The organism is Marinobacter gudaonensis (assembly GCF_900115175.1).
Lineage (GTDB): Bacteria > Pseudomonadota > Gammaproteobacteria > Pseudomonadales > Oleiphilaceae > Marinobacter > Marinobacter gudaonensis.
In genome coordinates, this window is record NZ_FOYV01000002.1 from 113,899 (window position 1) to 138,547 (window position 24,649).

The following is a 24,649-nucleotide window of genomic DNA, read 5'->3' on the forward strand; positions in this document are numbered from 1 at the left end:
AGGGGCGGTCAAACTGTCAGGTAACCGCCGTCGGCGTTGATGCAGGCGCCGGTGGTGTAGCTGGACGCGTCAGACACCAGGTACAGCACGGTACCGGCCATTTCACTCGGGTCCGCCACCCGCTTCATGGGGATATGGGCCATGGCCTGCTTCTTGATGGCGTCGTTGGTGGTCAGGGCACTGGCGAACTTGGTGTCGGTGAGGCCAGGCAACAGCGCATTGACACGGATCTTCTGCTGGCCCAGCTCCATGGCGAAGGACTTGGTCATGGAGATCACCGCGGCCTTGGTCACCGAATAGATACCCTGATAGTGGCCAGGGTTGACCCCGTTTACAGACGCCACGTTCACGATGGCGCCACCACCGGCCTTCTTCATCATCTGAGCACCGCGGGCGCACATGAAGAAGTAGCCTCGAATGTTCACGTCCACGGTCTTGTTGAACGCGCCCAGGTCAGTGTCTTCCACCGGGCCGAAGTAGGGGTTGGCCGCTGCGTTGTTCACCAGGATGTCCAGCTTGCCGTGGGTTTGTTCGATATGGGCCCAGATGCTGTCGATCTGATCCATTTCACCGATATGGCAGGCAAAGGCTTCGGCGCTGCCGCCGGCATCACGGATGCTGCTGGCCACGGCTTCACAGCCGTCGATCTTGCGGCTGCTGACAATCACGTGGGCACCGTACTCGGCCAGGGTGCGGGCGATGCTCTCGCCGATACCACGGCTGGCGCCGGTAATCAGGGCAACCTTGCCATTCAGATCAAACAGGTTCTTGCTGCTCATTCGTTCACCTCGATTCACTATCGGAATGTCACCAGGGCGGGGTCTTCCGCCTCCAGGTGGCTGTAATTGTTGAAAACGGCCAGGTTGCGCCGGGCGCCTGAGTACAGAACCCGGGACACACTGGTGTTGGCAATGACTTCATTCAGGGCCAGGGCCTTGCTGTCGGTGAGCCCGAGCAGGGACTGGGCGATGACCGAAATCGGTCCACCGGACGTGGCCACCAGTACATCGCCGCCATCGGCGTACTCGATCATCTCGTCGAACGCGGCCAGAACCCGGGCTTTGAACTCGGGCCAGCTCTCGTCGTAATCGTGGTCGTACTCGCCGGAAGCCCAGCGCTGGACGGCGTGCACAAAGGCCTCCTGAAAGGCCCTGGCCGGCTTCGGAAATGCCTGAAGATCCCGAGCCATCACTGCGCGATCGCTCCACTCCGGCCGGTACCTTTCCACCACGGCTGTGTGGTCGAACTCGTTGAAGCCAGGGACCACCTGCATGTCCGGCAACGCGCTGCCGTAGCCGGTGGCAATCGCCTCCACGGTTTCTCGGTGCCGCTCCAGATCACCGCCAAACACCGCCGCCGGCTCCACTTTGCCGGCAAACCAGCGGCCCAGCACCCGACCCTGCTCCCAGCCCTTCGGCGAGAGCTGATCGTAGTTCTCCTTGCCAAAACTGGCCTGACCATGGCGCACGAGGTAGATCGTGGCCATTACAGGCTGCTCTCTGCGATCAGGCGCTGGCAACGCTTTTCCAGGTAATTGGCGGCGTGACCGAAGGCTGCGAAGCGCTTGTCTTTGGTCTGGCCATGGTAATAGCGGTAGTAGATCTGCTGGATGATCACCGCCAAGCGGAACAGACCATAGATCTCGTAGAAATCGAAATTATCGACCCGGAAGCCGGACTGCTCCATGTAGTACTCCACCACCTCCTTGCGGGTAAGCATGCCCGGCCGGTGAGTGGGCTGCCTGCGCAGCATCTGGAACGGGCCCTCGTCGTCAGCCTCGATCCAGTAGGCCAGACTGTTGCCCAGATCCATCAGCGGGTCGCCGATGGTAGCCATTTCCCAGTCCAGCACGCCCACCACCTCGAACGGGTTGTCCGGGTTGAGCACCACGTTGTCGAAGCGGAAATCGTTGTGGATCACCACCTGTGCCATGTCAGTCGGCATCTTGTCGTTGAGCCACGCCATCACCTGCTCGAAGTCGCCGACGTCATCGGTGCGGGCCTTGCGGAAGCGATCGCTCCAGCCGCCAATCTGGCGCTGCACGTAACCCTCGCCCTTGCCCAGCTTGTCCAGGCCGGCCGCTTTGGCATCCACCCGGTGCAGGTCCACCAGCTTGTCGATCACGTTCAGGCACAGCTTGCGGGTGTCGGCTTCGCTCAGCTCAAACCCTTTGGGGAAATCCTGGCGCAGGATGATGCCCTTCAGCCGCTCCATCACGTAGAAATCACAGCCCAGCACGTCGTGATCGTCACAGATGGCGATGATATCGGGCACGTAGGGATAGACCGGTTTCAGGGCCTGCATCACCCGTGCCTCGCGCAGCATATCGTGGGCCGATTTAGCGATCTTGCCAAAAGGCGGCCGGCGCAGCACAAAGGAACGGTCGCCGTAGTCCACCTGATAGGTCAGGTTGGAGGCGCCACCGGGGTACTGGCGAATCTCTGGCTCACCCTGCAAATCCGGAATGGCCTGCTTCATGAACCGGTCCACCGCCGTGGTGTCCAGTTCCTCGCCCTCGCGGATGTCCACGGCCTGGTCGATCTGGGTCATTCAGGACTCTCCTCTTCAAACGTCGATCTCAGGCAGCCGCCTTCAGGCCTTGCTGCCGCCCATCTTGCTCATCCAGCGCTTGCTCTCCTGGTGCATCAGCCAGTCGAACGCCCAGGGGGCGTGGCGCTTGAGCATCCACATGCGGCGCTCCTTGGCATGGGGCAGCACCCAGAAGCTCTTGTCTTTCACCGACCGGAACACATCTTCGGCGACGTCTTCCGCGGTTACCGACGACCGCTTCATCAGTTTGTTCACGTTCTGCTGGATGCCGGGAATGTCCGAGCGCATGCTGCTGGTCAGATTGGTCTGGAAAAACGCCGGGCACACGCAGCTCACGTGAATACCCGCATCCCGCAGCTCCTGGCTCAGGGTCTCCGACAGGGCAATCACCCCGGCCTTGGTGACATTGTAGCTATCCATCAACGGCGCCAGCATCAGCCCGGCCATGGACGCCACGTTCACAAACGCCCCGGAACCCTGCTGCTTGAACTGTGGCGTAAACGCCTTACAGCCGCGCACCACACCCAGCACGTTGATATCAAGAATCCACTCCCAGTCGGCCATGGTGGTGTCTTCAATGGAACCGGCGGAGGCCACGCCGGCGTTGTTCACCACAACGTCAACACCGCCCCATTTCTTGACCAGGTCATCCCGGACTTTCTCGAAGTCAGTGAGGCGCCGCACGTCGCACTCCACGTAGTAGCCCTCGCCGCCGGCAGCCTTGATTTCCTGCTCAACCGCCACGCCCTGCTCCGGATTGATGTCGCCGATGCAAACCCTGGCGCCTTCTTTGGCATACCGCAGTGCAATCGCCCGACCAAGACCGCTGGCCCCGCCGGTGATGAATACTCGCTGTGTCATGTGTGGTTCTCTCCGTTCAAGTTCGCGCTCTGTTTTTGTCACGTTCGGGGGAAGAGCTGCTACCGGTTAGAGCTTTCCAAAACACGCTGTCCCCACCCGGTCCCGGCGCCCAGGATCAAATATCTGATCAGGATTTGTACTTGCGAAGCTCCAGCCGGGCAACCATGGCTCGATGAACCTCGTCGGGCCCGTCGGCCAGGCGCAATACCCGAGCATAGGCAAACAACTGGGTCAGCGGGAAGTCATCATCACTGACCCCGGCACCGCCATGGATCTGAATGGCCTGATCGACAATGGTCTGCAGCATGTTCGGAATCACCGCCTTGATCATCGAGACCTCCTGCAGCGCCCCCATAATGCCCTTGGTATCCAGGGCCCAGGCGCACTTCAGGGTCAAAAGCCGGGCTTGCTCAATCGCCATGCGGGCGTTGGCGATGATGTCAGGGTTACCACCCAGCTTGGCGATGGGCCGGCCAAAGGCCTCGCGACTCACCGCCCGCTTGATCAGGATTTCCAGGGTACGCTCGGCGGCACCGATGGCGCGCATGCAGTGGTGCACCCGGCCCGGGCCGAGGCGGCCCTGGGCAATTTCGAAACCTCGGCCAGGGCCGGCAATGAAAGCGCTCTTGGGCAGGCGCACGTTGTCGAACACTACTTCCCCGTGGCCATAGGGCTCATCGTAGGCGCCGAACACCGGCAGCATGCGCTCAACTTTCACGCCCGGGGTATCCAGCGGCACCAACACCATGGAGTGGCGGCGGTGCTTGTGGGCGTCCGGGTCAGTGAGACCCATGAAGATGGCGACCTTGCAGTCCGGGTGGCCGATCCCGGTACTCCACCACTTGCGACCGTTCAGCACCACTTCGTCACCCTCCACTACGGCGGTCGCTTCCATATTGGTGGCATCGGAGGAGGCAACTCCCGGTTCCGTCATGCAGAAGGCGGAGCGGATTTCGCCACTGAGCAGTCGCGGCAGCCACTCGGCTTTCTGCTCTTCCGAACCGTAGTGGATCAGCACTTCCATGTTGCCGGTGTCCGGCGCGTTACAGTTGAAGATTTCCGGAGCGATGAAGCTGCGGCCGGTTTCTTCGGCAATCAGTGCGTAATCGGAGTTCAGCAGGCCACATCCGTATTTCTCGTCGGGGAAAAACATGTTCCACAGGCCCTGGGCTCTGGCCTTTTCCTTCAGCTCCCGGATGATGGGCAGTACGACCCAGCGGTTGTCCAGAGAGGCCAGCTCCTTGTGATACTGCGCTTCAATCGGATAAATCTCCTCCTTCATGAAGCGCTTAACACGGTTCAGATAATCCTGGCCTTTTTCGGAAATATTGAAATCCATCGCCGTATCCTCGCTGACGGTTGCACCTGGGGTGCACGAAAGTTCACGTTGAAAACAGTCTAGGGGATGGACAAAGTATTACGCGACTGAATTTTTCTTATCGTTTATCATAAGCATGACTTATTCATAGCGACCTGATTAACGGACTCCGATCATGGCCCTCAATCGCCTCGACCTGAATCTGCTCCATGTTTTCGACACCATCTATCGGGAGGGGAGCCTGACCCGGGCCGCCAGGGCCCTGCACCTGACACAGCCAGCGGTGAGCCATTCGCTGTCGAGGCTGCGGGATCACTTCAATGACCCACTGTTCACCCGCCAGGGCAACCAGATGGTGCCAACACCACTCGCCCGCCGCTTCCTGGAATCCATGCGCCCGGGTCTCACCCAGATCCAGGGCGCGGTCAACCAGTTTCACGCATTCGACCCGGCCACCCAGCGCAAAACCTATTCCCTGGGCCTGCGGGATATTCTTGAATCCACCTTCCTGCCCCGCTTGATGAAGCGCCTCAACGCCTATCCGGAACTGGAAATCGCCAGCCAGCGCGTCGCACGGCGGGAGATGGAGACGCAGCTGGCGGCGGGCAAGCTGGATTTCGCCGTGGATGTTTTGCTGCCGGTGAGCAACCAGACGGCCCATGAGCTTCTGCGCCGTGACCGGCTGGTGGTGCTGGCCCGGGAGGGACACCCGCTGGCTTCGGGCATGCTGGACATGAACGGCTATCTTTCCGCCAGGCACGTACTGGTGTCCTCACGGGCCGAGGGGCCGGGGATTGAGGATTTCGAGCTTTCCCGACTCGGGGTGCAGCGCAATATCCGCCTGAGGTGCCAGCATTACTACGCGGCCTGTCGGGTAGTCGAGGAAACCGACCTGCTGCTGACCATGCCGGAAGCCTACGCCCGTATCATTGCCGAGCGCGCCCGTATCCGGATCATGGATCCGCCAGCGGACCTGCCTTCCATCGACGTGCACCTCTACTGGCACAAAGCCTACGAACGGGAGCCCGCGCTGATCTGGTTTCGTGAGCAACTGCGGGCTGTCAGCGGGTCTCCCGGGGCAGGGAATCCCGACCAGGAATTATCATAAGAACCCCGAAAGGGAGGGCGAAGAAGGGTCAGTAGGCGCCGACCAGCATCAGAAAACCGAAAAAGCCCAGCGCCGTGATCACCAGTGACGCCAGAACAATGGCAAACCCCCACCAGACTGCGGCTCCGCCTGAAATGTCGACACCATGTCCACTGAGAGTTCGGTAGAACGCCCAGGGGCCCAACACCAGGGCTCCCACCACGGCGAAAACCAGACCCACGCTGATACCCGCAAACGTCCAGGTGGCCAGAACCGTGGCGCGGTCCTTGACCTGATCGGTCACCCCATGGTGCTCAAGGAACTTCCGGCAAAAAAACCAGACCAGCCCGAACAGGATGATGACGAACACCAGCCCGCCAACGACAGTAATGATTCGATAGAGCAAGGTATGTTTCCTGTGTGTTCAGACCCGGATCAAGCCGGAAACTCCGGCTCGGGGAGGCACTCGAACCCGGGCTTCGCGAAAAGATAACCCTGGTAGAGGTTGATGCCCTGGGATCTCAGCCAGAAGTATTCTTCCTTTGTTTCCACGCCTTCGGCAATGATCTGACCGCCCAGCTGTTTCATCATGGTGATGATCCCTGCCACGACAGCCTGCTTGTTGGGCGTATCGTGAATATCACGCACCAGTGCCATGTCCAGCTTAAGAAGGTTGGGCGGGCTGGCCATCATGATGTTGTACCGGGAGAATCCCGCACCGAAATCATCGATGGCCGTGCTGAACCCCATCTCATGATACGCCTCAATAATCGACACGAGATGGTCTACAGACGTGGAGGTCAGGTTCTCGTCCTCGGTCAGCTCGAAAATGATCTTACGGGTATCAAAGTCGTACGTCTTGGCGGCGGCAAGCGTGGTACGAATGCAGTACTCGGCTCGATACACAGCATTGGGCATGAAGTTGATACTGAGCATGGTTTCCATGCCCAATTTCGCAGCCAGCTTGACAGCCTTCACCCGGCAAACCTGATCAAAGGCGTACCGGTTGCGGTCGTTTACCTGAGACAACACGCTCATGGCACCCTGACCCTCGGTACCCCGGACCAGGGCCTCATAGGCGTAAACGCTCTTGTTAAGAACATCGACGATCGGCTGAAAGGCGAAAGTGAAGGAAAAATCCAACCCCTCACCACAGGCACACTGCTCGCAATGAGACTCATCAAACAACACGGCGGGCTGGTTCACGGAAACTCCTGCACTCTACTGCTGGCGGTATTTTCGGATCTTTAATACGTATTTTCGATTCACTATAGCTGTCAACCGGACATCGGTAAAACCGTTTTCAGTTTCCGGTGGCATCCCACGTTCACATGACTAAACTGGGACATACCTTTATACGTGTCTGTCCCCAGAAGGAGTTTTCTGATGGCCCAATCTACCCGAATCGCCGTCACCCCGGGCGATGGCATTGGCCCCGAAGTGGTGGCCGAGGCGGTCCGTTGCCTCGAGTGCCTTCGAGCCAAACATGGCCTTGACCTGGAGTGGACACGGTTTCCGTGGCCCTCCCACGCCTGGCATGAAGAGCACGGAGAATCGATGCCGGCCGATGCCCTGTCGCAACTCCAGAAGTACGATGCGATCCTGCTAGGTGCGCTGGGCGATCCGGGCCCGGTGGACGACCCTGACCGCTATCTGCTGCCCGATAGCATTTCCCTCGCACCCTTGCTCGACATGCGCAAGGGCTTTGACCAATGGGTGTGCGAGCGCCCCGCCCGGCTCCTGCCCGGGGCCCGGCAGTACCTGGCCGATGAGCGGGCCAAAGACATTGATATGCTCGTTATCCGGGAGAATTCCGAGGGAGAGTACGTTGGCCAGGGTGGCCGCCTGCGAAAGGGCAAGCCAGACGAGGTCGCCACGCAGATGGAGGTATTCACCCGCAAGGCAACCGACCGCATTATACGTTACGGGTTCGAACAGGCCCGCAACCGCGCGGCAGACCGGGTGAACGAAGGCCGCACCCGAACCTTCAGAACGCTGGACGGCCGTACCTGCGAAAGCCAGGTGTGCCTGATCACCAAGCGCAATGCCCTCCGTTACTGGGGCGACATGTACACAGAAGCTTTTGAGGAGATCAGCCGGGAATACCCGGATGTCGCCACCCACCATGAACTGGTAGACGCCGCCTGCATGAAGTTCGTGCAGAGCCCCTGGGCGTTCGACGTGGTGGTGGCCAGCAACCTGCAGGGTGACATCCTGACCGACCTGGCCGCGGTGTTGTCCGGTGGCATGGGGGTAGCACCCTCGTGCAACCTGAATCCCACTGATGCAGACATGCCGTCGATGTTCGAGCCGACCCATGGCAGCGCTCCAGACATCGCCGGCCAGGGCCTCGCGGACCCCACCGCGATGCTGTTTACCACCGCCCGCATGCTGGAGTGGCTGGGACGCAAGGATCCCGCCATTGCAGCGGCTGGCAAGGAGCTGTTCGATGCGGTGGCGGCGGACCTGGCGGAGAACGCCGGCGCCAGACGCGGCACCCACGAGATTGGCTCCGCCGTGTGTCAACGCCTGCAGGCATAAGGCAACAGCCCTACTGGTCGGCCATCACGAACTCGAGCCGGCCAGGGGCAACGCGCACATCGACCGGCATCATGCCGAACATCCGTTCCGCGAAATTGGCCTCATCCAGCCGGTAGACGGGCATGGTTTCCAGCATCTGGGCCACCACCCGCATCACGGTATCGGTTACCGGCTTCAGGTCGCCCTTGAACAGGGGCGAATCGATGCTGCTCTCCAGCAACTGCAGCCGCCGAATGAAGATCGCTTTCTCAGCACTGTCGTAAACAGGCGCACCCTCCACCTTCAGGGCAATATCGACCGGCAGCTTTGTCAGCAACGCATTCAGTGCCACCTGCCCCCGCACATCAATCACGGCTACGTCCCGCCCGTCGGGACCCAGGGTAATGTCAGCGTCGTCGAGACTGAGGCTCAGGGGTGATCCGCTATTGAGCTGTTTACGGTCGTACTCGCTCACCACATCCTTCAGGTGGCGCTCCAGTTCACCCTCGGAGATCGAATAGGGCGACATGCTGGCACAGCCACTGGCCAGTGCCAGCGTCACTAGTAAAAGCGAAGAACACAGGGTTCTCCAGGGTGTTCTATTCATTCTCGGCTCTGGCCTCTACGTGTGGGGTCAGGTTGTCGTCAATGACAACCCGTAACAGAATCGGCTGGCAGCATACCTGGCAGTCCTCGACATACTCCTGCTCGGCCACCGACGGATCAATGCTGATATCCAGTGTCTCCCAGCAGTAGGGGCACTGGACCAGCACGGAGTCGAGGGCGGACATGGCGGTCCCTCAGAACTGCTGCTTCGCCATCCAGGGGATGACGCGATCAAAGGCCTCTTCCAGCTTTTCACAGGTGGTGGAGAAGCTGATGCGGACCGCATTGGTACAATGTTCCCCGAAGGCATCGCCCGGCACCATACAGACGCCCGTTTCCTTCAGCATTCTCAGAGCGAGATCCGAACCATCCACGTGAGGCGGCAGGTCGGGAAATGCGAAGAAAGCACCACCGGGTTTATAGCCGGTCATATACGGTGTCTGGTCGATCAACTCGACCACCTTGTCACGGCGCTCCCGGTAAATGTCGACCATATCCCGCACACACTGCTGATCGCCAGTCAAAGCCGCCACACCCGCAAACTGGGAAGGCGTGTTGGCAACGGAGGTGGTAAACATGTGGTACCGACGCAGGGATTTGATGGCGGCCTGACTGGAAATCACCCAGCCAACCCTCAGTCCTGCCATGCTGTAGGTCTTCGAAAAGCTGCTGATGCACATGATGTTGTCCAGGTCCATCGAGCAGTTCAGCACGCTGGCGAAGTCATCGTCATCGAAGATCAGGTGATCATAAACCTCATCAGCGTAGACCTGGATGCCCCGGTAAGCACACTCCTCCAGGATGGTCTCGACAGTGCTGCGCGGATAGACGGCACCGGTCGGGTTGTTCGGGTTGTTCAGGATCAGCGCGAAGGTGCGGGAACCCATGGCCCGGATGACCTCATCCGGATCCAGCTGGTGGTTATTCTCGGCCCTGGTCGGTACGAACTTCACCTCACCGCCATTCATGCGGATCAGCGGTGCGTACAGGAGGAACGACGGGTCCGTGACAATGAACTGCCGGCCGGGCGCGGAGGTGGCGGAAATCGCCAGATACATCGCTTCGGTGGCGCCACTGGTAATGAGAATGTTGTCCCGCGTCAGCTTTCGGTTGTAGCGCTTGCCGTAATAGTCCCGCAGGGCGACCAAAAGCTCCGGCAGGCCAGCATCCATGGTATAGCCCGTTTGCCCGGCGTTGAGTGCATCAATGTAGGCATCAATCACGTGCTTTGGGGTTGGCAGATCCGGCTGGCCAATTGACAGGTGAATCACATCCTTCATGGTGGCCGCCATGTTCACCATGCGCCGGATGCCCGGCACCGGAATGGCCTGCATGGCAGGGTTCCAGCTGGCCTTGGTCTTGCGGTATTTCACACGACGCGGTTTGGACTGGCCAGTATCTTTATTGGCGGCTTCTGCCATAAACACCTCCTGCAGACAGGGCTTGTTTCATCGTCTCTTGCAGGTTAGTCAGTATAGGAGGCCTCTACAAGACAAAACGGCAGAAAGATGCGGTACGTGAAAGTACGGTCATGGGCGCTTTCAGGTCAAATTCATGGGCCAGCGAAGTTGACCCGACGAGACCCGCCGACCAGACTGTTTATGTGCCCTTGAAAGCACCGGGCGCACGTTCACTCATCGGACAAGGCGGAGGCCCAATGACCCAGCACAACAAACCCGTTGTAACCGTTCTCACCGCGCCGGGCGAGCAGGAACCGCCGGGAATGGACGCAGTCCGGGCCCGGGCCGATGTGCGATTCGCCTGCGATGAGCAAACCCTTCGGGATACCCTGCCGGGGACCGACATCATGATGGTCACCGATTTCCGGACGGAAGCACTGGCAGCTGCCTGGCACACTGCCGACAGGCTGAAATGGATCCACGCCACCAGCGCGGGCGTGGATGCGCTGATGTTTCCGGATCTGATCAAGGGCGACGTCATTGTCACCAACGCCCGGGGCATCTTCGACCGCACCATTGCCGAGTATGTGCTCTGCACCATCCTGATGTTTGCCAAGGATTTTCCGAACTCCATCCGCCTGCAGATGAAACACGAGTGGAAGCATCGGGATACCGAGCGGGCGGAAGGTAAGCAAGTATTGGTGGTGGGCGCCGGCTCCATCGGCCGCCAGATCGGCCGTCTGGTTGGAGCGGCGGGACTGCAGGCCCACGGCATTGCTCGCAAGCGCCGCAAGGAGGATCCGGATTTTGTGGCGGTCCACGGCAATGACGATCTTTACGAACAGCTGGGGCACGCCGATTTCGTGGTTATCGCAGCCCCCCTGACACCCCAGACCGAAGGCCTGTTCGATGAGAAGGCATTCAAGGCCATGAAGAAGTCCGCCCGCCTGATCAACATTGGCCGTGGCCCCATCGTAAAGACCGACGACCTGATCGCCGCCCTCCAGAGCGGCGAGATTGCCGGCGCCGGCCTGGATGTCTTCGAGGAAGAACCGCTGCCGGAGAATCACCCGCTCTGGGACATGGAAAACGTCACCATGACTGCCCACATGGCCGGTGATTTCATCGGCTGGAAGCGGGCGCTTACCGATCAGTTCCTGGAGAACTTTGACCGCTGGCACAAGGGCGAGGAATTGTTCAACCTGGTGGACAAGGAGCTGGGTTACGCTGGGAGCAAGTGATTAATTGACCGCTTAGTCCGGAGCCATGGGTGGGCCGGCCTCCGGAAACACGCTGTGAATACATCCCTGTACGCTCGGCTCCGCCATCCATGGCTCCGCACGGTTTCCGGAGGCCGGCCCACCCATGGCTCCTACGAGTCAGTCCCGAATCAGAACGTAGGTCGGATTAGCCAAAGGCGTAATCCGACAACTCTTCGCTAAACCCGACCACTGGCGGAATACCTCTGCTGCAACGGCAACAAATCAAACACCCTCTCCGGGTTGTTCGGATCCACCAGCTCTGTCGGTGACTTGTAAACCCGGGGGGTGCTGTACAGCAGCTTCAGCGCCGTACTGTGCGGCATGGCCACATACCGCTCACCATGATTCTCCTCCAGCCAACGGCGCACACGCGGTGCCATGTTGTGGCCCATTTTCGGGAAGAAATGGTGCTCCACGTGATGACTGAACCGGAAATGCAGCCGATCCAGCAGCGGGTGGCTGCGCAGGCTCATGGAATTGTCCAGCGGGTTGTTAGTCGCCGTTTGCGGCCGCAGGAAGTGGTTGGTGAGAATGTACCCCTGCCCCAGCGCATTGGCCGCCATGAACGGAACCAGCACCGTAAACACCGCCAGCGGCCCTGAAACGATCGCCAGAACCACCCAGACTGCCACGCAGGCGAAGGACTGCCGGATGGCCTTGCGGCGGTCAAACCCCTTGAACTGCTTCCGCCGCTTCGCCTGGAACCAGAGCACCATCTGGGCGTGGAAGGTGAACGAATAGGTCAGGAACAGATAGCTGTACCAGGTACCGGAACCGGGTGCCAGCCTGGTGAACTTCTTCTGCTTCGGGTCCGTTTTGTAGCGCCGCAACGTCCCGAAACTGTCCGGGTCCACGTCGCCGGCGTTGGTATTGCCGTGATGCACCACGTTGTGCCACCGACGCCAGAACTCGGGCGGCACGATCAACGGCCCGAACCCGAGCCAGCCAAAGAAGTTCTGCCACCGCCGGCTCATGCCCAGCGCCCCGTGCAATACCTCATGGGCCAGCAACGCCTGGCAACCGATGGTATGCCCCACCAGTAAACCAAGCCCCAGATTCGCATACCAGGGCAACCCCGCCAGCAAGATGGCGGCGATACCTCCCCAAATCATTAACTGCAGCGGCAGAAACCAGACAACCCGCCAGGTTTGCGGCCTGAACGTATCCGCCGGCAGCTCCTTCTTCATCCTGTCCCTGAGTTCCCGCTCATCCGGCTTACCAAAAACGGTATGACCGAGAGATTCGGGTTGTACGGCAGCGTTCATCTGTCACCTTTGATTATTCGGTTAAATCCAGTCACGGAATCTTATTTCAGAGTACAACTGTGCGCTGAATTTAACTTACAAATGCCATTATCGCAACACCAAAAATCAGAAAATGAGAGGAACACGAAATAGACTGGAACAGCTGTACCGTTTTTATTAAGCAGGAAAGTCGTTCACGGAAGCTGAAGTGCGGGGTGCGGAAGGGCCCCCGCAGGATGTCTTTGGCCATGGATGGCCAAAGCCAAGCGCACATGGATGTGCTCGTAGCGTTCCTGCGGGGGCCCTTCCGCACCCCGCACCACTCGCATGGCAACGGACCAAAACCAAAAGCAAAAAAAAACGGGAGCCCAAAGGCTCCCGTTCACTATCTATTAAAACCAGAAAAACCAGATCAACTACCAGACAAGGACTGATCCGAAGGATCGATCTCCATCTGCTGAATCGCAATCACCGCCTGAGTCCGGTTCCGAACCCCAAGCTTCCGGAACACCGCCGTAATATGCGCCTTGATGGTCGCCTCCGACACATCCAGATCATAGGCGATCTGCTTGTTCAGAAGCCCCTCGGCCAGCATACCCAGCACCCGGAACTGCTGCGGCGTCAGCGACGCCAGCTTCTCGGAAAAATCCGTGGCATCCGAATGCATCCGCTCGATCTTCTCGGCAACGCCCTCCGGCAGCCAAACGTCACCTTCCAGCACCGCCTGAATCGCCTCGGTGATGGTAGGCAACGGCGCCGACTTCGGGATGAAGCCGGAGGCGCCGTAGTCGATCGAGCGACGCATCACCTGTAATTCCTCGGATCCTGACACAACCACCACCGGCAGCCCCGGGTACTGCCCGCGCATGAACACGAGCCCCGAAAAGCCGTGGGCACCCGGCATATTGAGATCCAGCAGGACCAGATCCGCATCCGGATGCGACTCTACCGCCGCCTGCAATGCCTTGATGCTGTCGACTTCCACCGTCTCGGCATCCGGCACCGCCTGACTGACCGCCTGCTTCAATGCTGCACGGAACAGCGGGTGATCATCAGCGACGATAATTGTTTGTGCCATTCAAAGGTTCCTTACAGGTACAAGGCCTGGTAACACTCAGGCGTTACTGGTTCGCACGACCGCTGATCAGGTCATCCACCACACCCGGATCGGCCAGGGTGGAGGTATCGCCCAACTGGTCGTGTTCGTTGGAAGCAATCTTACGCAAAATCCGACGCATAATCTTGCCCGAACGGGTTTTTGGCAGTCCCGGCGCCCACTGGATCACATCCGGAGAGGCAATCGGGCCGATCTCCTTGCGCACCCACTGAACCAGCTCCTTCTTGAGCTCGTCGGTGGGCTCCTCGCCGTGCACCAGGGTGACATAGACGTAGATGCCCTGCCCCTTGATCTCGTGGGGGTAGCCAACCACGGCAGCCTCGGCGACCTTGTCGTGGGCAACCAGGGCACTTTCCACTTCGGCCGTGCCCAGGCGGTGGCCGGACACGTTCAGGACATCGTCCACCCGGCCAGTGATCCAATAGTAACCGTCCTCGTCGCGACGGGCACCGTCACCGGTGAAGTACATACCCTTGTAGGTGCTGAAGTAGGTCTGGGCGAAACGCTCGTGATCGCCGTAAATGGTGCGCATCTGGCCAGGCCAGCTGTCCAGGATCACCAGGTTACCCTCGGTCTTGCCTTCCAGAATGTTGCCGTCGTTGTCTACCAACGCAGGCTGAACACCAAAGAACGGCACAGTGGCAGAACCAGGCTTGAGATCAATGGCGCCAGGCAGCGGAGAAATCAGGATGCCGCCGGTTTCGGTCTGCCACCAGGTATCCACGATCGGGCACTTGCTGTTGCCGATGACACGGTAGTACCACTCCCAGGCCTCGGGGTTGATCGGCTCGCCAACGGAACCCAGCAGCTTCAGGCTCTCGCGGGTGGTGCCGTTCATGCAGGACTCGCCTTCAGCCATGAGAGCGCGGATGGCGGTCGGTGCGGTATACAGGATGTTGACCTTGTGCTTGTCGACCACCTGCCCCATACGGGAAGTGTCCGGATAGTTGGGCACACCCTCGAACAGAACCGTAATGGCGCCGTTGGCCAGCGGGCCGTACAGGATGTAGCTGTGACCGGTAACCCAGCCAAAGTCTGCGGTACACCAGTAGACATCGCCGTCGTGGTAATCGAACACGTACTGGTGAGTCATAGAGGCATAGACCATGTAGCCACCTGTGGTGTGCAACACACCCTTAGGGGCACCCGTAGAGCCGGAGGTGTACAGCATGAACAGCGGGTCTTCGGCGTTCATGGGCTCCGGCGGGCAGTCGGCGGAGGCCGACTTCATCAGGTCTTCATACCGGGCATCGCGAGCGTCGTTCCAGGGCACCTCGGAGTTGCCGGTGCGGGTCACCACCACCACTTTCTCGACGTTGGCGGTGTTTTCATTCTTCAGGGCCGCATCCACGTTCTTCTTGAGCGGGATCTTCCGCCCGCCGCGCACGCCCTCATCGGCCGTTACCACAAAGCGGGACTTGCCGTTCACAATCCGCGCACCCAGAGCTTCTGGCGAGAAGCCACCGAACACCACCGAGTGAATGGCGCCGATACGGGCACAGGCCAGCATGGCCACGGCGGTCTCGACGATCATCGGCATGTAGATGGTTACCACATCGCCTTTCTTGACGCCCAGATCCTTGAGCACGTTGGCGAACTTGCTGGTTTCCTCGTGTAGCTCGCGGTAGGTCACATGGTGGGAATCGGCTGGGTCATCGCCTTCAAAGATGATGGCGGTCTGGTCACCGCGCTTTTCCAGGTGGCGGTCCAGGCAGTTGGCGGCTGCGTTCAGCTGGCCGTCCTCAAACCACTTGATGGACAGGTTGTTGTAGTCGTAGGTCGTGTTCTTGACCTTGGTGAAGGGCTTGATCCAGTCGATCCGCTTGCCGTGTTCGGCCCAGAAGGCATCCGGGTCTTCGACCGACTGGCGGTACATCTTCTCGTATTGTTCACGGTTCAGAAGGGCCTGCTTGGCCACTTCCGGGCTCACCGGATACAGGTGCTTCTCAGTCATTGTGCTCCCCCTTAGTCTAGAGACTGTTGTCATTATCGGTTCTGGAATTCAGAGCAATCGGGCCTCTCCGGCCCTAAAGACGGATAGAGGTAGTTCACCATGTGAACCGCTACACAATGAATTAGACTAACGTCCTAATCCGCCTCAACTTTTAGACAGATCCTGTCGGTAAAGCGCACGAAAACAGCGGTATCGTGCATCGAACGAGAAGCTTTATTAAGGATAGTTGTAACACCACGAATGGCAAACCCGAGCGGGCGGTATGGAGAGAGGCAGGAGCAATAACAGGGAGCAAGCAGACCCGACCCCGGGGAAGACCCGAGGCCGGGGCAAGGCCATCAGGCTGCCTTCTTCCGGGCCTTGGCCGAACGCAGGCTGTATACCTTGCGCTCTTTCAGGGCGTACCGGTTGAGACCGGCAAGGTGGATCTTGCGGAGGTAGGTTGCCCAATCGATCTGGCGGGCATCAACCGGGAACAGCATCGTATCCAGCTCGCCCATGCGGGCCGCCAGAGCTAACAGCTCATCGTTGCGGAAGATATAGTCCGGCGCGGTGTAGAACCCGAAGATGGTCGCCAGAGAGCGAGTGGTATCCAGGTTGCGCAGGATCTTCAGTTCTCGATCGTGCCCGAGCATACGCAGCACCTTGCCGGTCAGCGTCAGGGGCAGGCGCACGCCACCCACCACCGCATCGAACAGCCGGCGGTTTACCGCCATGAAGGGCTTGGTCGGCTGACGGTAGAAGAGCTGGTCGTAGGCGGCATAGTTGGCTTTCGACTCGGCCATCAGGTGGTCAATGAACTGACCCAGCGTCACCGGATTGGAACTGCCGCTGCAGCACTGATAGATCCTGTGCCTCGGCGCTTCGGCGAGGGCTTCGGCCGCTGCCAGGATAATGGCGTTCGCCACCAGATCCACAGGAATCACATCGATGGTGCCCGAGCGCTTGCCCGGGAACAGGGTGACCTTTTCCCGGGCGTAGGCCAGGATGATCGCATCAGCCACCTTCACGCCCTCGATCCAGCCCGGCGCCGGCTCCTCCAGAGCACTTTCGATAATGGACGGACGTACAATGGTCAACGCCCGGCCAGAGAGCGCCTTCAGTAACAGCTGCTCACCGAGCCATTTGGTGAAGGTGTAGGTGTCGCTCCAGCCATAACGGTTGGCCTCGCGAATACCCAGGTCCACCAGCTTTTTCTCTAGCTGCTTACCCGAATAGCGCGAGCGGACATCCGCTATCTTGTCGTCCAGTAGTCGCACCAGCTCGTCAATTTCATAGTATCCATCGGTGCTCCGGGGAATGGCCTCGCCGGCGGGTTTGATCACCGATTCGGTAATCTGGCCGGAATTCATCCCGTTGACGTAACAGGTGGAGACCTGGAGCACAGCCAGGGACGCATTCTGGCGTGCCAGTTCGGCAACGTTATCAAGGCACCGGGTGTTGATGGCAAGGGCCTTGTCCAGCTCTTCGCGGAAATTCACGCTGGCCGCGGAGTTGATCACCATATCCAGGCTCGCTGCGAGCTTGCGGAAACGCTCAGCAGGCAGACCGAACAGTGGTTCGGTAACCTCGCCCGTCACACAGAACACGCGCTCATCAATGAAGGTTTCGAAGCCGTCAGGGTCGTCCTGGCGAAGGCGGTCGAATACCGACGAGGTGGCAATTTCCTCGAAGAATCGCTCGCGGGCGTCGGGGTGGCGCTTGTTGCCTCGGATCAGCAGGTGAATGCCACCAATATCCGGAACAGCCCGAATCAGCTTCTCCAGAACTACCTTCCCCAGGAATCCTGTGGTACCGGTGATCAGAACATGCTTTCCCCGGAGCTGCTCGAGGACTCTTGAAGACGCGTTGGGATTCAACGGCTGTTTTGCCATGGGAGAACTCCTTCTCAATGACTGTGCTACACCGGCGAGGGCCTGCCGGCTGTGAAAAATAGGTGAACCGACTGCAACAGACCCGTTGCATATTACGGGCCACGATCACGAAATATGGTCAATCCTTGCACAACTCTCGTGACAGGGCGGTGACACAGAGCAAAGTTACGCTACAAAAAGTGCTAATAAAATGACAAAAATAGTGTCAGATGCGGCGGCAGGGTCAGGACCCGTCGCGGCTGTTGCCAGACAGGGAACGCAGTAGCTGATCAAGGGAGATATCGGCGGGCTGCTCCCGCAGGACCCGCACCAGGCGGTCCTGCTCGCCAAAACTGATTCGGTCATAGACTGGCTCGCTCTGCGCGGGAGCGCGCAGGTTTTCCGGGGCAATTCGTGCTGCTGTAGGAAACACCTGGTCCGCAAGATTCCGGAGATGGGCCGCCAGATGTTTCCGGCGTTCCATATCCAGGTTTTCCCAGTTCATCGAACCAAGACCGGTCTGGATGATCTCCACCGCATCGCTGTCGAGCGTGCTTCCCAACAGTGCAAACAGACGGGTAAACGCCTCATAACGCAGCAACGGCTCCACCTCACCCTGACGGAACACCGCCTCCAGCTCACCGACCGACTGGAGAACACCCTCTTTCCGGGGCACCGGCCGGGTTTCCGGCTGCTCACCATTCGATTGCGCATGCTGGCCATCCGGTTTCGGGGCATCCCGGCGGGAAACCCGGTGCCAGTAGGCAGCAAAACCCGCCTTGCGAGGGGGTAATTGCGACAATCGGACATCCAGCATATCGGCGAGAGTGTGGAACTGGCGGCACGAAGGGTCGGATACCGGGAGCAGGGCCACAGGCTTCTGGTTGAGGACGGACTGGCGGAGAGTCTCATCCCGCCAGATACCGCCCATGTAATGCAGGGAAATGCCCAGATGACGTTGCGCCGCGGAATCCAGGCGCTGGAACACCGACCTGGCCTGGCTTGCGCCCTGGGCCATGTTTACCAGGATACTGGGAACCCGGGTGTAGCCCCGGCGCCGCAACACCTTGATCAGCGAAAACGCATCCGTGAGCGACGCCGGATCGGGAGTAACAACCACACAAGCCAGCTCAGCGGCGGCGATCATGTGCAGGCCGGCAGCCTGGAGGCCGGCGGCGGTGTCGGTGATCACGTAGTCGTACCGGCTCTCGAGGTTGTTCAGCGCCCGGAGTATGCGCAGACTCTCGGCCTGCCCCATATCCATACAGTCCTGAACCCCGGAGGCGCCAGGCACGATGTGAAGGCCGTAGTCGGATTCGAGAATGATGTCTTCCAGGCGACACTCCCCGGCCATAACATTGGCGAGTGTCCTGCGCGGGTACAAGCCCACCATGATGCTCACGTTCGCCAGATCGGTATCGCCATCAAGCAGCAGTACTCGCTTGTCCTGCCGCGCCAGGGTCAACGCCAGGTTCAGGGCCACCGACGTTTTGCCCACCCCACCTTTACCCCCGGTGACAGCGATCGTCCGGGGCTGGTTTGGATTATGCTTGGAAGGCTCTCTGGCGTTCATCACCGGTAATCGGAGTCCCTGATTTTACGGTCTGGATCGTCTAATCTGTAAAAATTCTACACATATCACGGATTAGATAATATATTGCTTAAAAAAAGAGCAATAAGTATTTAATAACGACGGATTATTGTCTAAGCTCTTTTCGACAATAAGAATGAACACTCCGTCATATATAGACTGTTTCATTGCACGGCAGGTAAGCCTATGCACATTGCGCCTGATCTACAGCTACCGAGCCTCCCGGAAGTCACCTTGCGGGCGCTCGATGCATGTCATCAGGACGAAAGCTACAGGACCATCAGCGAGATTGTCTCAGCCGACACCGCCCTGGTCGCCCGCATACTGGCCCTTGCCAATTCAGCCCTGTACGGACCATCAACCCCGATCCGCTCGGTGGACCAGGCCCTGTTGCGCCTCGGTACCCACCGATTCCACACCCTGGTGCTCACCGCTGCGCTGCGCCAGCTTCTGTTCGAGCTCGGCGGTGACGAGTGGCAGCAGCTAAGGGATTTCTGGCGTCACTCACTGACCACCGCGTTGACCGCTCGAGCCCTCGCCACCCTCACCCGGTACCGGGAGCCGGACGAGGCCTTCATGCTGGGCATGTTGCACAACATTGGTGAATTGATTGCTATTAAAACGCCAGCGGCCGAGGCGAAGCAACACTATCTTGACCGCCAGGCGGAAATTGCCGCGGACCTGGTCACCGCATGGGGACTGGGGCCCATGGCCGCCGATGCCATGCGGTATCAGCAGGCCTTGCCGACGGAACTGCGAGACGCCGGCCACCTGGTGAAATTGATCAGCCTGGCAACGCGACTCGCACTCTCGGATGCCGCGGGTATTGCCGCGGCCGGTACCGTTTTTGGTCTGAACGAAGAACTTACCCGGGAAATCAACCGACGAATCAGTAACGAGGTGTCAGGCATGGCGGCCTCGCTCGGGATTCCACTGGATGAGGACTACTGTGGTGAAAGTGCGTCCCGCCAACTCAAACAGACCATCCTGCGCCAGGCGATGGCCAGCCAGGCCATCGGTCTGGCCGATATCAACGGGGAGGTGGATGATATCCTGGCCGAGACCGTCAACAGCCTGACCCTGGTCACCGGCCTCCCCGCCCTGTGCTTCGGACACACGGGCGACAACCTTGTGCTCCTCTCCGGAACCATCGGCGAGGTACCGGAACTGGCGGTTACCGCCAAGGCCGGCGGCAGCGTGCTCACCGAGGCGTTTATCTCAGGCCTGCCGGTGGGTCTTGGCGACCGCGCCCCGACAGTGCTCGACAGACAGCTGCTGTCACTACTTCACACTCCCTCCCTGCTGGCCATACCGGTTCAGAGCGGCGAGCACTGCCCTGGGGTCTTTGCGCTCGGCACGGACAACGACGCGCTCGAGAACACCCGCGAGCTGGCACATATTTTCACCAGCGAACTTGCGTCGGTGCTTGCCAACCGGCCCATGAATACAGGTGCGGGTGGACTGGATGCCAGAAAGCTGGACCAGGACATGGCCCGGGAACGTTTACGCCGACAGGTTCACGAAGTCAGCAATCCGCTGACTATCATTCGCCAGTACATCTATCAACTGCGCAGCCGCATGGACGACGCCGACGTGCAGCAGGAGCTGGATGTGATACGGGACGAACTGGACCGGGCGGGCAACCTGCTGCTCCAGATGAGCCACGCGGACACCCTTGGTGACGGCGGCGGCGGGGTGGAACTGAACACAGAACTGGAAAGCCTGGCCCGGATCCTTGAAGATAGTGTGTTCAGCGAGGGCAACCGGCAACTGGCCCTGAAGCTATGCGCCAGCCCCACTCTGGTGGCGGCCGGGCCCACCGGCGTACGCCAGGTGGTGATCAATCTGGTACGCAACGCCGCCGAAAGCCTGCCGGAGACCGGCGGCACCGTTACCCTGCAGACAGCTTCCCCGGTATGGCAGAATCAGCGAACCTGGGTCGAGCTCGAAATTTCAGATACCGGCGCAGGGATACCCGATGAGATCCGGGACAAGCTGTTCGCGCCGGTAAGCACCACCAAAGGAGAGGGCCACAGCGGTTTGGGCCTGAGTATTGTGAAGCAGCTGGTTGATGACATGGAGGGCATCATCGCTTGTCGCACGGGGCAGGAGGGCACCACCTTCAGGATTTTGCTGCCGGCGGCCAGCCACAAAAAGAACGAGAACGACTGACGCAGAAACAATGGACACAGACCGATGGCACCTGAACACTCTGATCAGCCTTTCAGTCACGGGTTAACGGCACGGATTCTGGTGGCAGATGATGAACCCCGTCTGCTCAATACGCTGGCCGCGCTGCTACGTAGCCGGGGTTACGATGTCTTCGAAGCCCACGGCGGGCAAAAAGCCTGTGACCTGATCAGCCAGCAGGCCTTTGATCTGGCGCTTCTGGACCTTCGAATGCCGGAGGTAAACGGGTTCGACGTGATGGCGCGTCTTGCCGAAAGCCAGCCGGACTGCGGGATTATTGTGGTCAGCGGAGAAAGCTCGTTCAGTTCCGTCAGCCGCGCGCTCCGACGTGGCGCCCTCGATTACATCCGCAAACCCTTCGACCCGGAAGAGCTGCTCGCCACCGTGGAAAGCGTCATCGGCAAGAAGACGCTTCTGGAAGCCCACCAGCACATTCAAATGCGCCTGGAGAAATCCGAGGCCCTGCACCGGTACATCGTCAACAGCTCGCCCGATATCGTGTTCATGCTGGATCAGGAAGGGCGCTTCTGTTTTGTGAACAGCAAGGTGGAGAGCCTGCTGGGCTACCGACCGGAGGAGCTGTGCGGGCAGCATTTCAGGCACATTCTCGACGATCGTGACGTCACCCGGGGAACCCTGGCCCTTAAAGGTCCGAACATCACCGCTGACAACCCGAGAACCCTGGAACTGCGCCTGAAAACCCGGGGCAGCCGGCGGGCAACACGCCACTTTGAAATCACCGCTTTCCCCATTGATCCACAGACCTGGCCCCATTCCGGTGTGACACAGGGCGGCGGTAACGGCAATGGAGCCCGTTACTATGGAACCGCCCGTGACGTGACGGAAAGAAAGGAGGCAGAAGCCTTCATCAATTTCCAGGCGTACCACGACCTGCTGACCCGCTTACCCAACCGCGCCCTGTTCAAGGACCGTCTGGAACTGGCCATCACCCATGCCAAACGGGGCGGCCAGAAGCTGGCGGTGATGTTCCTGGACCTCGACCGGTTCAAGGTAATCAACGACACCCTGGGGCACGCCATGGGTGACCGGTTGCTGCAGGCGGTTACGCACCGGCTGGAAAAGTGTCTGCGCAAGGGCGATACCCTCTCCCGCTTTGGCGGTGATGAGTTCACCCTGCTGCTTCCGTCCATCCACAATCACGAAGACGCCAGACAGATTGCCAAGAAACTCATTGACGCCCTCCGCGCGCCCTTCCAGCTGGGCGATCACGAGGTGTTCGTGGGCGTCAGTATCGGCATCACCATTTTCCCGGAAGCCGGCGAAAGCATGGATCAACTGATCCAGAACGCCGATATTGCGATGTACCACGTGAAGGCCAAGGGCAAGGACGGTTATCGTTTCTACTCGCAAAGTATGAGCATCGACACCGCCAACCGGCTGAACCTGGAACGGGACCTGCGTCAGGCACTGGAACGGAACGAGCTGCGCGTGTTCTATCAGCCCCAGGTGTGTTCCCGCACCAACCGGGTGGTTGGCCTGGAAGCACTGGTGCGATGGCAGCATCCTGAGCGGGGGCTACTCTACCCGAGGGATTTCCTGCCCTTGGCGGAAGAAACCAAGCTGATCGGGCAACTGAGCGAGCGTGTGCTCGACCAGGCGTGCCAGGATGTTGGCCACTGGATACGCTCTGGGCATCCGGACCTCCGACTGGCGGTCAACCTGTCACCGATCCAGGTGGAGCATCCCCGCTTTGTCGAAACCCTCATGCAGCAGGTCAAGGCCCACGATTTCCCGCCCGGCAATCTGGAGATCGAGATCACCGAGAATGTGATCATGAACGATCTCGAGCAGATCAGTCAGAAACTGCGGGAACTGGCGTCGTTCGGCGTCCGGATCGCCATTGATGATTTTGGCACCGGCTACTCCTCCCTGAATTACCTCCACAGACTGCCCATCCACACGCTGAAAGTGGACCAGTCATTCGTCAAGGCCATCCGCAGCGGTGAAGACGGCGCCTGCATTGTGAACGCCATCGTGGCCATGGCCCATGGCCTGAAGCTGGAAATTGTCGCCGAAGGCGTGGAGACTGACGAGCAACTGGAGTATCTGAGAAGTCTGGGCTGCCACCAGGTGCAGGGCTTCTTCTACGGCCCCGCGCGGCCAGCGGCTGAAGTGTCCCGAAGCCTGGGAGTTACCAAAGCCCGCGCCGCATCCTTCTGAATACCAATTATCCATTGTCGGACACTCCGATATAAAAGCGCGATCTGGTTAGCAAAGTATTGCAACGCGTTACTTTATGTATCCGGAAATGCGCAGTGCTGCACATCTTTCTCCCACCCTGTTCTCTAAGCTCATTTTCACAAGGCGCCAACCACCGATACGGCCTGCCCTCGCTCGGGCCGAGAACGACAACAAAGGTGGTGGCATCCAGGGAACAAGAACAGGCAGCCGTCATCATGCGCGACAAGTACAAGTACATTGGTCCGGTTTACGATTTCCTCAGCAACCTCTACAGCGGCAAGAACATCCACCGGTGCAAAACCGCCATGCTCGACGTGGAAACGGTCCGCCCCGGCGATCGCATCCTGTTTGCCGGCGTGGGTCATGGCCGTGATGCCATCCGCGCCGCCGAACTCGGCGCCGACGTTACCGTGGTGGACCTCTCGGAAACCATGTTGCGCAAGTTCGCCCAGGCTCAGGAAAAAGAAGCGCCCGAGCTGACCATCCGCCGCATTCACAGCGACATCATGACGGTGGAAGAGTTCGAGCAATACGACATGGTGGTGGCCAATTTCTTCCTGAACGTGTTTGACGAGGACATGATGGTGCGCGTGCTTGAACACCTGATCCGCCTCGGCAAGGCCGACGCTCGGGTCGTGGTGGGCGATTTCTGCTATCCCACCGGCAACGTCCTCTCGCGTCTGTTCAAGAAACTCTACTGGTACATGGCCGTCTTCATCTTCTGGCTGTTCGCCAACAACGCCTTTCACAAGATCTACAACTACCCCGAACACATGCAGCGACTGGGCCTGCAGGTTACCGACAAGAAGCATTTCAAACTTCTGAACATGAACTGCTACTGGTCCATTCTCGGGCGCAAGCAGGCCTGAGCGCCGGCACGTAACCACCAATAAC

Annotated in this window: 21 protein-coding genes; 6 read left to right on the forward strand and 15 right to left on the reverse strand. The window is 59.6% G+C overall.

The features are described 5' to 3' along the window. Positions 1-8: 8 nt before the first annotated feature. The 5 genes from BM344_RS13660 to BM344_RS13680 all read right to left on the reverse strand — a co-directional run bounded on the left by BM344_RS13660 (position 9) and on the right by BM344_RS13680 (position 4,750). On the reverse strand, positions 9-779 hold the full coding sequence (locus BM344_RS13660; protein WP_091991445.1) for an SDR family oxidoreductase: 771 nt from the start codon (positions 777-779) through the stop codon (positions 9-11). A gap of 17 nt (positions 780-796) precedes the next feature. Next, a complete protein-coding gene (locus tag BM344_RS13665; protein ID WP_091991447.1) occupies positions 797-1,486 on the reverse strand; it encodes a histidine phosphatase family protein in 690 nt (229 codons plus the stop codon). Beyond that, positions 1,486-2,550, reverse strand: a complete 1,065-nt coding sequence (locus tag BM344_RS13670) for a phosphotransferase family protein (protein WP_091991450.1) — start codon at positions 2,548-2,550, stop codon at positions 1,486-1,488. The genes BM344_RS13665 and BM344_RS13670 overlap by 1 nt, the downstream gene beginning before the upstream one ends. Positions 2,551-2,592: 42 nt before the next feature. Next, positions 2,593-3,411 (reverse strand): SDR family oxidoreductase, encoded by an 819-nt coding sequence (locus BM344_RS13675; RefSeq protein ID WP_091991453.1) that lies wholly within the window; start codon positions 3,409-3,411, stop codon positions 2,593-2,595. Positions 3,412-3,538: 127 nt separating this feature from the next. Then, entirely contained in the window at positions 3,539-4,750 is a 1,212-nt protein-coding gene (locus BM344_RS13680; protein ID WP_091991455.1) for an acyl-CoA dehydrogenase family protein, read from the reverse strand. 154 nt (positions 4,751-4,904) lie between these two features. Here BM344_RS13680 and BM344_RS13685 point away from each other — a divergent pair, with 154 nt between their 5' ends. After that, positions 4,905-5,837: a LysR family transcriptional regulator gene (locus BM344_RS13685; RefSeq protein ID WP_091991458.1), complete on the forward strand. Its 933-nt coding sequence runs from the start codon at positions 4,905-4,907 to the stop codon at positions 5,835-5,837. Positions 5,838-5,865: 28 nt separating this feature from the next. Here the strand turns inward: BM344_RS13685 and BM344_RS13690 are convergent, their stop codons facing one another. Together BM344_RS13690 and BM344_RS13695 are read right to left on the reverse strand one after the other, a co-directional pair. Continuing rightward, positions 5,866-6,222 carry a hypothetical protein gene (locus BM344_RS13690; protein ID WP_208603435.1) on the reverse strand — a complete coding sequence of 119 codons (357 nt, stop codon included), beginning with the start codon at positions 6,220-6,222 and terminating at the stop codon, positions 5,866-5,868. Positions 6,223-6,251: 29 nt separating this feature from the next. Continuing rightward, complete coding sequence (locus BM344_RS13695; RefSeq protein ID WP_208603436.1) at positions 6,252-7,022, reverse strand: EAL domain-containing protein; 771 nt, start codon at positions 7,020-7,022, stop codon at positions 6,252-6,254. A gap of 180 nt (positions 7,023-7,202) precedes the next feature. Between BM344_RS13695 and BM344_RS13700 the strand changes: the two genes are divergently transcribed. Further along, on the forward strand, positions 7,203-8,357 hold the full coding sequence (locus BM344_RS13700) for an isocitrate/isopropylmalate dehydrogenase family protein (RefSeq protein WP_091991461.1): 1,155 nt from the start codon (positions 7,203-7,205) through the stop codon (positions 8,355-8,357). Positions 8,358-8,367: 10 nt separating this feature from the next. On the opposite strand, the gene BM344_RS13705 is transcribed toward BM344_RS13700, so the two are convergent. Genes BM344_RS13705 through BM344_RS13715 form a run of 3 tightly spaced genes read right to left on the reverse strand, consistent with a single transcriptional unit; the run spans position 8,368 to position 10,363 of the window. After that, positions 8,368-8,943 (reverse strand): DUF1439 domain-containing protein, encoded by a 576-nt coding sequence (locus BM344_RS13705; protein WP_091991464.1) that lies wholly within the window; start codon positions 8,941-8,943, stop codon positions 8,368-8,370. Continuing rightward, entirely contained in the window at positions 8,936-9,127 is a 192-nt protein-coding gene (locus BM344_RS13710) for a CPXCG motif-containing cysteine-rich protein (protein WP_091991466.1), read from the reverse strand. The genes BM344_RS13705 and BM344_RS13710 overlap by 8 nt, the downstream gene beginning before the upstream one ends. 9 nt (positions 9,128-9,136) lie before the next feature. Next, positions 9,137-10,363 carry a pyridoxal phosphate-dependent aminotransferase gene (locus BM344_RS13715; protein WP_091991468.1) on the reverse strand — a complete coding sequence of 409 codons (1,227 nt, stop codon included), beginning with the start codon at positions 10,361-10,363 and terminating at the stop codon, positions 9,137-9,139. Positions 10,364-10,599: 236 nt separating this feature from the next. Here BM344_RS13715 and BM344_RS13720 point away from each other — a divergent pair, with 236 nt between their 5' ends. Beyond that, positions 10,600-11,583 carry a D-2-hydroxyacid dehydrogenase gene (locus tag BM344_RS13720; RefSeq protein ID WP_208603437.1) on the forward strand — a complete coding sequence of 328 codons (984 nt, stop codon included), beginning with the start codon at positions 10,600-10,602 and terminating at the stop codon, positions 11,581-11,583. 197 nt (positions 11,584-11,780) lie between these two features. Here the strand turns inward: BM344_RS13720 and BM344_RS13725 are convergent, their stop codons facing one another. The 5 genes from BM344_RS13725 to BM344_RS13745 all read right to left on the reverse strand — a co-directional run bounded on the left by BM344_RS13725 (position 11,781) and on the right by BM344_RS13745 (position 19,345). Continuing rightward, positions 11,781-12,869, reverse strand: coding sequence for a fatty acid desaturase family protein (locus tag BM344_RS13725; protein ID WP_091991473.1), 1,089 nt, complete (start codon positions 12,867-12,869; stop codon positions 11,781-11,783). Between the two features lie 391 nt (positions 12,870-13,260). Next, positions 13,261-13,926: a LuxR C-terminal-related transcriptional regulator gene (locus tag BM344_RS13730; protein ID WP_091991475.1), complete on the reverse strand. Its 666-nt coding sequence runs from the start codon at positions 13,924-13,926 to the stop codon at positions 13,261-13,263. 43 nt (positions 13,927-13,969) lie between these two features. Beyond that, on the reverse strand, positions 13,970-15,919 hold the full coding sequence (acs, locus tag BM344_RS13735; RefSeq protein WP_091991477.1) for an acetate--CoA ligase: 1,950 nt from the start codon (positions 15,917-15,919) through the stop codon (positions 13,970-13,972). 338 nt (positions 15,920-16,257) lie between these two features. Further along, on the reverse strand, positions 16,258-17,793 hold the full coding sequence (locus BM344_RS13740; protein ID WP_091991479.1) for a fatty acyl-CoA reductase: 1,536 nt from the start codon (positions 17,791-17,793) through the stop codon (positions 16,258-16,260). A 223-nt stretch (positions 17,794-18,016) separates the two neighbouring features. Continuing rightward, on the reverse strand, positions 18,017-19,345 hold the full coding sequence (locus BM344_RS13745; protein WP_091991481.1) for a MinD/ParA family ATP-binding protein: 1,329 nt from the start codon (positions 19,343-19,345) through the stop codon (positions 18,017-18,019). 204 nt (positions 19,346-19,549) lie between these two features. Here BM344_RS13745 and BM344_RS13750 point away from each other — a divergent pair, with 204 nt between their 5' ends. The 3 genes from BM344_RS13750 to BM344_RS13760 all read left to right on the forward strand — a co-directional run bounded on the left by BM344_RS13750 (position 19,550) and on the right by BM344_RS13760 (position 24,624). Further along, the gene (locus tag BM344_RS13750) at positions 19,550-21,535 is read left to right on the forward strand and encodes an HDOD domain-containing protein (protein WP_091991483.1); all 1,986 of its coding nucleotides are present in this window, start codon (positions 19,550-19,552) and stop codon (positions 21,533-21,535) included. A 24-nt stretch (positions 21,536-21,559) separates the two neighbouring features. Then, positions 21,560-23,734, forward strand: coding sequence for a GGDEF/EAL domain-containing response regulator (locus BM344_RS13755; RefSeq protein ID WP_091991485.1), 2,175 nt, complete (start codon positions 21,560-21,562; stop codon positions 23,732-23,734). 236 nt (positions 23,735-23,970) lie between these two features. After that, complete coding sequence (locus BM344_RS13760; protein ID WP_091991487.1) at positions 23,971-24,624, forward strand: class I SAM-dependent methyltransferase; 654 nt, start codon at positions 23,971-23,973, stop codon at positions 24,622-24,624. The last annotated feature ends 25 nt before the right edge of the window (positions 24,625-24,649 follow it).